A 1567-nucleotide genomic window follows, 5' to 3' on the forward strand; every position below is an offset into this window, starting at 1 on the left:
ATCTAACTCTATCGATAAGATTTCCTAAAGCTCCACCAATAATTATCGCCAAGGATAGCTTAAAGGCTACTTCTCCTGTCTTTAATATTTTTATCAAATAGTATATTAATGCGCCAACAACGATGGCTGTGACTAATATTAAAAGTGCCTGCTTATCCCTCAATATGCTAAAAGCTGCTCCTGTATTCCTTGCATATGTCAAATGGAATATATCTTTAACTATGGGTATAGCACCTATCGGTTTTAATTGTGTTTCTACAAGATATTTAGTCCACTGATCAATCCCTGTCACTATTGTGATAATAAAAATATAGAACATTTTCTCCTCCTTATAAATTTAAATACAGATACCCCTTGATTTTATCTTTGAGGAAATAAATCAAGGGGTTAATAAATCATGTAGGCTTATATACTTTTTGTATTCATTACCCTCATTGCATTTAATATTGCGATTATTGCCACACCCATGTCAGCGAATACAGCTTCCCACATAGTTGCAACTCCCACCGCACCAAGTGCAAGGAATATGGCTTTAACCCCTAATGCAAACACAATGTTTTGCATCACAATTTTCCTAGTCCTTTTTGCTACTTTAATTGCAGTGACAATTTTTGATGGTTCATCCGTCATGATAACTATATCAGCTGCTTCAATTGCAGCATCAGACCCCAAGCCGCCCATTGCCATGCCAATATCAGCTCTCGCAAGTACTGGTGCATCATTGATACCATCTCCAACAAATACAATTTTCCCCTTATGAGATTTTTTAGCATCCAGATCCTCAATTTTTTCTACCTTGTCGGCCGGTAACAATTCAGTATACACCTTGTCAATTCCAAGTTGGGTTGCTATTTTTTCCCCAACTGCCTTCGAATCACCAGTAAGCATAACAGTATTTCTAACACCTAATGCCTTCAATCCTTTAATCGCATCAGCTGAATCTTCCTTCACTGCGTCAGAGATTACAATATTGCCTGCATATTTCTTGTCTACTGCAACATGTACTATTGTACCCAGAGTCTCAACTTCCTGATATTTAATGTTTTCTTTATTCATCAGTTTGCTATTTCCGGCAAGAATCTCTTTACCACCAACTTTAGCTAAAATCCCATGACCTGCAATTTCCTCATAGTCTTCAATTTTAGTGATATCGACATCTTTGTTATAGACTTTCAAAATGGATAGTGCAATTGGATGACTTGAGTGACTTTCAGCAAATGCTGCATATTCAATCAATTCCTCATTTGTAAAATCAATTTGAGAGTTGATATTCACAACTTCAAATACACCCTTTGTTAGCGTTCCCGTCTTATCGAAAACAACTGTTTCCACATTGTTCAACGCTTCAAGATAGTTACTGCCTTTTACTAATATACCTCTCTTCGATGCTCCACCAATCCCTCCGAAGAAGCCCAATGGTATTGAAATTACTAACGCACATGGACAAGATATAACTAAGAACACTAAGGCTCGATATATCCATGTAGAGAAAGTTGCACCGGGGATCACCAATGGAGGTATGATTGCTAAGGCTAATGCTCCAAAAACTACAATCGGAGTATAGGAA

2 protein-coding genes are annotated in these 1567 nt (G+C 37.3%); both read right to left on the reverse strand.

Translation table 11 applies throughout. From position 1 onward, the window contains the following. Nucleotides 1-319 (reverse strand): signal peptidase II (locus tag JF818_RS08645; protein WP_198891614.1); only part of this gene is annotated, 319 nt, incomplete at its 3' end. An 86-nt stretch (nt 320-405) separates the two neighbouring features. Then, on the reverse strand, nt 406-1567 hold a 1162-nt coding region (locus JF818_RS08650), incomplete at its 5' end, for a heavy metal translocating P-type ATPase (RefSeq protein WP_198891615.1).

Source organism: Sphaerochaeta sp. S2, assembly GCF_016406725.1.
In the GTDB taxonomy this organism is placed as follows: Bacteria; Spirochaetota; Spirochaetia; order Sphaerochaetales; family Sphaerochaetaceae; genus Sphaerochaeta.